Raw genomic sequence first — 7,118 nt, forward strand, 5'->3', positions numbered from 1 at the left:
CCCTTTGTCCACCGAGTCGCCTCAATGCTTTAAGGAGCAAGATTCGGCCGTGCGCTGCGGCCGGGAGGCATCCGCCGAAACCTTCGATAAACCTCCACCTCGTCAACTAACCCCTTTTCCGTTCAGGTTAGTTCTGGCGCTTTGTAATTTGGCAAACCTCTGCCCACCTTTCCATTCTTGAATAAATTAGCTTTTTAGCAAACAAGCAGTTTACATATTACCTGAAGAACGTATATCCGTCAATATGAAGTGTTTCCCGGTTTTTTACCTAGGCGGATGGAACTAAAACCTCCCTCGATGCTAATAAAATATGCATAAGGGAACGCGTCTGTTCCCTTATGCATAGGATAAGCACTATTCCTTTAAACCCATTTCCGCTTCTACCACTGTGGCAATCCGGTTAACATAGTCTTTGCACAGCTCCTCGGTCGGTGCCTCTGCCATGACGCGTACGAGCGGCTCTGTTCCAGATGGACGGACAAGGATTCGCCCATTTCCGGCCATTTCTGTTTCAACCTGAGTAATGATTTCCTTTACTTTCTCATTATCGGTTACATGGTATTTGTCCGTTACCCGGATGTTGACCAGGATTTGCGGGAATTTTTGAATTTCACTTGCTAGCTCGGATAGCGGCTTCTTTGTCGCCTTCATGATATTCACTAGCTGCAAGCCGCTCAAAAGCCCATCACCGGTTGTATTGTAGTCGAGGAAAATGATATGCCCGGATTGTTCCCCGCCAAGATTGTAACCATTTTTCTTCATTTCCTCTACCACATATCGGTCGCCGACAGCCGTCTGGACACTTTGGATACCGTTCCGCTCCAGCCCTTTATAAAATCCAAGGTTGCTCATAACAGTTGATACGACAGTCGAATGTTTAAGCCTGTTATGTTCCTTTAAATACTTGCCGCAAATGTACATGATTTGGTCGCCGTCCACGATTGCGCCGTTTTCATCAATTGCAATGACACGGTCGCCGTCCCCGTCAAATGCAAGCCCGATATCCGCTCCTTTTTCTTTTACAAAAGCAGCCAGGGCCTCTGGATGGGTGGAGCCCACTCCCGCATTAATATTCAGGCCGTTTGGTGAAGCGCCCATTGTTGAAAGGTCGGCCTCAAGATCTGCAAACAGATGGGTCGCCAGTGAAGACGTCGCTCCATGCGCGCAGTCAAGCGCAATATGGATACCTGAAAAATCTTCATCAACCGTTTGTTTAAGGTATTGAAGGTACTTCTGCCCGCCTTCAAAATAATCATTCACAAGGCCAAGATTGGCTCCTATTGGTCGGGGCAGGTTGTCCTCAGGCAAATCCATCAGCTGTTCAATTTCATTTTCCTGTTCATCGGATAGCTTGAATCCATCCGGACCGAAAAATTTGATTCCGTTATCTTCAACAGGATTGTGCGATGCGGAAATCATTACTCCCGCTTGCGCCCCCAATGCCTTTGTAAGATAAGCTACCCCAGGCGTGGAAATAACGCCAAGCCTCATTACTTCCGCACCGATTGACAGAAGGCCTGCGACAAGCGCGCCCTCAAGCATGTGGCCCGATACTCGGGTATCACGCCCGATAATCACTTTTGGCCTCTCTTTATCTTTCGTGAGGACAAATCCCCCGAACCTTCCTAATTTAAAAGCAAGCTCCGGTGTCAGCTCGCTGTTTGCGACACCCCGTACTCCATCGGTCCCGAAATATTTTCCCATTCTACAATCGCTCCTTCTGCTAAATCCACATCAAATTAAATGGTTGCTATGCATCTGTTTTTGTTATCGTAACGGTAGCTGTTGTTTTGGCCATTCTCCAGGAAACATCTTGAGGCCCGTCGACCTCTATGTCAACATCGTGATCTCCTTCTTCCAAACCCGACAATTCAACAAACAGCCGGAAATCGGACGGCCCGATTGAATCAATTTTCTCGGACGGCCCATAGACAAGCAAGCTTGTGCTGCCGCCTTCCGGGTCTTTGAAGACAACCTTTTGATCAGGGGAAAGCCCCCTTATATTGACTGGGATGGAAGAAATCTGTTTTTCTTCCTCTCCCTTACGCACCTTCACAGTTATTTTCACCAGTTCTGGAGAAACCTTTTTGATTCCCTCCGAAATGATGACTGGAACAGTAACCGTTCCACTTTCTTTTATTTTGCTTAAATCAACTTCTGCCCTAACAGCTTTTGTGGCGGCGAGGACGGCCTCATCGGCTGTGATAACAGCATCCTTCACATCTGCTTCAATTGATTCAAGGACCAGACCATCAGGCAATGAACCTTTTTGGATAATATTGATTGGCACTTGTTTCGTCAAGCTTTTTATCGGAATGGTCACTTCCACTGAATCGGGTTCAACAATAACGCTCAGTTTGTTCAGCTCTCTGTCGAATACTTGTATTTTAGCATCCCTTGTTGTTGTTTGTTCAATCGGCCTCTTTAAATCGACCGTCGCCTTCACATACGTAATGCTCTCAATGATATCTCTCGCACCTGTAATCTTTACTTTATCCGGAGAAACCTTTGGCGATGAGGCAGCGAATCCGTCTTTTACCATCGAAGTATTGTACTCGGGGTCGACACTGAATTCCCTGGTTGTCCTCTCTTGGACTGAAATATTGACTGTTGATGGTGAAATCACCGCATCCAGTTTATCCGAAAGGTCGCGAATCTTCAATTTCACGGACCTGTTGCCGATCTGGGCACCTTCCAGGTCAACAAACACTTCAAAGTTCCTCAATGTTTTTGCATTCTGAACATGGCTTTTCGGCCCGGTAATTTTCATGTCTACCGTTTCGGGTATTCCTGTAACAATAAGATTTTTCGTATCGTAGTACGCATTAACGGGAACATCTTTTATCGTCTCGGTCGTTTCATCCCCGGGCACGTAAATTTCGTTCAGCTTTTTCCCCTCGGTTGCCGGTACAGAGGAATAAAGCAAGAACGCGAGCAATAGGGCGACGATTTTTACAAACCAGCTGTTATCCAGCATTCTATCCATTTTTCTTCATCCTCCAATTCCAAAGGGTTGAAGATGATGTTTTGCCCCTGTCTTTTCCTACAAATTCATTATTAATCATTTCCTTGAAGGTTTCCATGCTTAAATCCCGGTACAATTCCCCATTCTTGGTAAGCGAAACGCTTCCCGTTTCCTCGGATACGACGATGGTAATGCTATCGGTCACCTCGCTGATTCCAAGCGCGGCCCTGTGCCTTGTCCCAAGTTCCTTCGAAATGAACGGGCTTTCCGATAAAGGCAGGTAGCATGCCGCTGCGGCTATATTGTTCTTTTGTAAAATAACAGCCCCGTCATGCAGTGGCGTATTCGGAATGAAAATATTGATTAGGAGTTCCGATGAAATCTTCCCGTCAAGCCGGATGCCGGTTTCAATATAGTCGGTCATCCCCGTTTCACGCTCTATTGAAATAAGGGCCCCAATCCTTCGTTTCGCCATATAGTCGGTGGCTTTAAAAATGGCCAACGCCGTTTTCTCAAGCTCTTCCTCTTCCTGCCCGCTTGTTCGGGAAAAGAACCGGCCACGGCCGAGCTGTTCAAGCGCCCTTCTCAATTCTGGCTGAAAAATAATAATGATGGCGAGGAAACCCCAGGTTATAATATTGTCCACAATCCAGCTCAAGGTTCTTAGATCCAAAAAGTCGCTAAGTACCTTTACAATTAAAATGACAAAGATTCCCTTTAAAAGTTGGACCGCCTTTGTCCCTTTTATTAAAATAATCAGTTTATAGACGACGTACCAGACGATGGCAATGTCGACTATGCTGGCCAAAGATTTAAAAAGTGAAAAATCTCCAAAAGACATTGGTTTTCCTCCGGTCGTGTAATAGGGAAAGAGCCGAAAAGCGGGCTCTTTTATATAAATCGGTTGCCGGATTGCTATTGTATCCGGATTTCGCAGCGCCAGCTTCAATTAACAAAAATAAACCAATATGATTTCATATGTAACTTTCTCATTATACCATAAAATGATTCTGGACGGAGGAGTGTGGACCGAATGCAAAGCATTTTCTTCAAAGGCAGCCAACGAAAATAAGCCACCCATGTGGCTTATTTTTCGTCAGGCTCTTTTTTGCCATCAAGGCTTACAAGTTCGGTTGCCGTTCTTTTAATTTGATACCATATCCAGTCAAAGGCGCGGTCTACCTCTTCTATTTTCCCGGTCACATTTCCTGCCGAGGCCATGTACTGCTCCCCATTAATTACAGTTACATTTCCCTGGACTTCCCCTTCAATTTTAATGTTACCGTTTTTTACAACCAAATCCCCTTTGACTACCTTTCCCGCTGGAACAATTACCGTGTGGTCTTCAATCACAACCTGGCCTGCGTTGGTGGTCGAGAACTCACGGTCGCTATCCCACGCCGAGAATAGGCTTCCGGCCATCAGGAAAATAAAGACTGCCGCCGCCGTAACAATCGGATGCCGCTTCATCCAACGCTGCATTCCTACCTTTTTCTTTTCCTTAGGCAGTTTAGCCATAACCGATTGCGTAAAATCGTCCGGTGCATGAACATTCGCAGTGCTGCGGATAAGGGCGATGGTTTTCTTCATTTCATGAAAGATATTCTGGCAAGCCGTGCACGTGGCTAAATGATCCTTTAATATCTGTTCGTGCTCAGGGTCTAAATCTTCATCAAGATATTCATGCATGTATACAATAATTTCCTCGGGACAGTTCACATCATTCACCTCTTATACATGTCGTAATTGCTTCCTTAATGCTTCCCGCCCTCGATGAATCCTGGTTTTTACCGTTCCAAGGGGCAAATCGAGTATTTCGCTTATTTCATTTAGCGACAACTCTTCAATATATTTCAGGACAATGACTGACCTGTATTTTTCGGGCAGCCTTACGATTTCCCCCTGGATGGCCTCTTGAAGCTCCATCATCTCGACCTCCTTATCGGGAAGGGGGGAGTCGGACGGTATACGGGAATATAGGGTCAAGCCCTCCGTCCCGGCCACCTCGGCATCCAAATAATAATCCGGTTTTTTCTTACGGATTCTGTCGATGCAGAGATTGGTCGCTATTCTGTACAGCCAGGTCGAGAATTTATATTCCTGGTTGTAGCTATTGATATTCACATACGCCCTTATAAAGGCTTCCTGGGCGATTTCTTCAGCTTCATGCCTATTTCCGAGCATCCGGTATCCAAGCTGGTACAGCTTATCCTTGTACAGCTCGACTATCTCAGCAAATGCATCCTGATCGCCTTTTTTTATTTGTTTTATTCTTTTTTTAACAAGAGCATCCAATGTTTTACCTCCGCCTCCACTTGCGGCTATCCGATAGTACGAACCGCTTGCAAAAAGGTTTCATGTATTTAAAAACAATTTTAACAAAATCTTACCATATATCTCTCTCTGAGGTTTGAAATTATGAAAGAACGGAGATAAAAATAGTAACTTTGAGAAAGGAATTGGTACCCATGCATTATCATCTATCCCAACTGGCCAGAGAAATTGAAACATCCCGTAGGGAAATGGTCCAGCTTGCTTCCAAAGCATCCCTTACAGACCGAAACGTGATCGAGGCCAGCACCAAACTGGACTCTTTGCTAAACACATACCATCTCTTAGTCAGCCAAAAATAAATCAAGTTAGGTATTCCCATTAAAAAACCAGCTGCCTCTCCTTAGAGCGGACGCTGGTTTCTTGTTTCTCACTATATTTTCCTTATAAAAGTTTTTCGCCAAATAGCGATCCCATCAGTTCCACAGCAACTTTTGCGGTTTTGTTCCGTTCATCAAGAATAGGATTCACCTCAACAAATTCTGCTGAAGTAATCAAGTTTGCTTCGGCTAGCATCTCCATCGCCAGGTGGCTTTCCCGGTAGGTGATACCGCCGAATACAGGCGTTCCTACCCCTGGAGCGTCCTGAGGATCTAACCCGTCCAAATCAAGGGATAAATGGACACCGTCTGTCCTGGTTTTAAGATATGCAATTGTCTCTTCCATTACACGCGCCATACCCATACGGTCAATTTCATGCATTGTATAAACTTTAATGCCTTTTTCCTTAATCAGGTCCTTTTCTCCGTCATCAAGCGCCCTCGCGCCAATAATGACAATATTCTCCGGCCTAACTTTTGGGCAGTAGCCGCCTAGTTCCGTCAGCATTTTATGTCCAATTCCGATGCTGACAGCAAGAGGCATGCCGTGAATGTTTCCTGATGGGGACGTTTCAGCCGTATTTAAATCACCATGGGCGTCATACCAAATAACCCCTAGGTTCTTATAATGTTTGGATATGCCAGCCAACGTGCCAATCGCAATGCTGTGGTCGCCCCCAAGTACAAGGGGAAACGACCCCTTTTGGACAACCTTATCCACTTCCTCGGCAAGCTTAGCATTTTTTTCTGTTATTAGTTCAAGATTCCTTAATTTGGACTCCCTGTCGATAACAACTTCAGGCCTGCCGACAGGTATGTCCCCCAAATCCTCTATCTCATCAAACAATTTTTTCAGCCGTTCGACAACTTCAGCATAGCGTATGGCGCTTGGACCCATATCCACTCCTCTTCGCAACTGTCCAAGGTCCATTGGCATTCCGATAATGGACAACTTTTTCATTGTGAACTCCCCCTTTGTATACCTAATTGTAACCGCTTCCCTCAGAATGACTCAACTCGGCAAACCTTTGAATATATATACAGTGTTAGTCTATAAGGGGGAGAATCGCTTTTTAGTTTTAAAAAAGGGGCTGAATCGTTGCTCCCTAGATTTAGTCTGGGCTTGTTAATTAAGTAACACCAGTTCCGGGTTTTGATTGTTTCTGTTCCCTGTTAGTGCGACACCTTTTCGCCTTTTGCCCAAATCTTTGTCGCTCAAACGGATTTGTGCGACACCTTTTCGCCTTTGCCCAAATCTTTGTCGCTCAACTGGATTGGTGTGTTAACCTTCTCGGACATGTAGTTTACTTGGTTTTATTCATCCGAACTTCCTCATGAATCCTAACCTGCCGAACAAACTAAAACATAAGTCGCAGTGTTTAATGCTTTCAAAACGACAAAAAAGCCTTAAATCCAATTTGGATTCAAGGCAAAAAGGTCTTTATGTAGAAAATGTGATGGTGGAGCCTAGCGGGATCGAACCGCTGACCTCCTGCGTGCAA

The 7,118-nt window shown here is 45.2% G+C and carries 7 protein-coding genes; 1 reads left to right on the forward strand and 6 read right to left on the reverse strand.

Going from position 1 to position 7,118, the window contains the following annotated elements:
- Window positions 1–354 precede the first annotated feature (354 nt).
- The 5 genes from glmM to sigW form a co-directional block, all read right to left on the reverse strand.
- Complete coding sequence (gene glmM, locus RB160_RS22850) at window positions 355–1,704, reverse strand: phosphoglucosamine mutase (protein WP_316572760.1); 1,350 nt, start codon at window positions 1,702–1,704, stop codon at window positions 355–357.
- Window positions 1,705–1,750: 46 nt separating this feature from the next.
- A complete protein-coding gene (locus RB160_RS22855) occupies window positions 1,751–2,986 on the reverse strand; it encodes a CdaR family protein (RefSeq protein WP_316572761.1) in 1,236 nt (411 codons plus the stop codon).
- On the reverse strand, window positions 2,979–3,806 hold the full coding sequence (gene cdaA, locus RB160_RS22860) for a diadenylate cyclase CdaA (protein ID WP_316572762.1): 828 nt from the start codon (window positions 3,804–3,806) through the stop codon (window positions 2,979–2,981). The genes RB160_RS22855 and cdaA overlap by 8 nt, the downstream gene beginning before the upstream one ends.
- A 245-nt stretch (window positions 3,807–4,051) precedes the next feature.
- Window positions 4,052–4,684 carry a zf-HC2 domain-containing protein gene (locus tag RB160_RS22865; RefSeq protein ID WP_316572763.1) on the reverse strand — a complete coding sequence of 211 codons (633 nt, stop codon included), beginning with the start codon at window positions 4,682–4,684 and terminating at the stop codon, window positions 4,052–4,054.
- 12 nt (window positions 4,685–4,696) lie between these two features.
- Entirely contained in the window at window positions 4,697–5,260 is a 564-nt protein-coding gene (gene sigW, locus RB160_RS22870; protein WP_316572764.1) for an RNA polymerase sigma factor SigW, read from the reverse strand.
- 173 nt (window positions 5,261–5,433) lie between these two features.
- On the opposite strand from sigW, the gene RB160_RS22875 reads away from it, so the two are divergent.
- On the forward strand, window positions 5,434–5,598 hold the full coding sequence (locus tag RB160_RS22875; RefSeq protein ID WP_316572765.1) for a Spo0E family sporulation regulatory protein-aspartic acid phosphatase: 165 nt from the start codon (window positions 5,434–5,436) through the stop codon (window positions 5,596–5,598).
- 82 nt (window positions 5,599–5,680) lie between these two features.
- On the opposite strand, the gene rocF is transcribed toward RB160_RS22875, so the two are convergent.
- A complete protein-coding gene (gene rocF, locus RB160_RS22880) occupies window positions 5,681–6,577 on the reverse strand; it encodes an arginase (RefSeq protein WP_316572766.1) in 897 nt (298 codons plus the stop codon).
- Window positions 6,578–7,118: the final 541 nt, after the last annotated feature.

This window comes from Neobacillus sp. YIM B06451, from assembly GCF_032667185.1.
Classification (GTDB): Bacteria; Bacillota; Bacilli; order Bacillales; family Cytobacillaceae; genus Bacillus_D.

Coding starts and splice junctions, on each gene's coding strand:
- glmM (WP_316572760.1), bottom strand. CDS start 1,704: ATGGGAAAATATTTCGGGACCGATGGAGTACGGGGTGTCGCAAACAGC.
- RB160_RS22855 (WP_316572761.1), bottom strand. CDS start 2,986: ATGGATAGAATGCTGGATAACAGCTGGTTTGTAAAAATCGTCGCCCTA.
- cdaA (WP_316572762.1), bottom strand. CDS start 3,806: ATGTCTTTTGGAGATTTTTCACTTTTTAAATCTTTGGCCAGCATAGTC.
- RB160_RS22875 (WP_316572765.1), top strand. CDS start 5,434: ATGCATTATCATCTATCCCAACTGGCCAGAGAAATTGAAACATCCCGT.
- rocF (WP_316572766.1), bottom strand. CDS start 6,577: ATGAAAAAGTTGTCCATTATCGGAATGCCAATGGACCTTGGACAGTTG.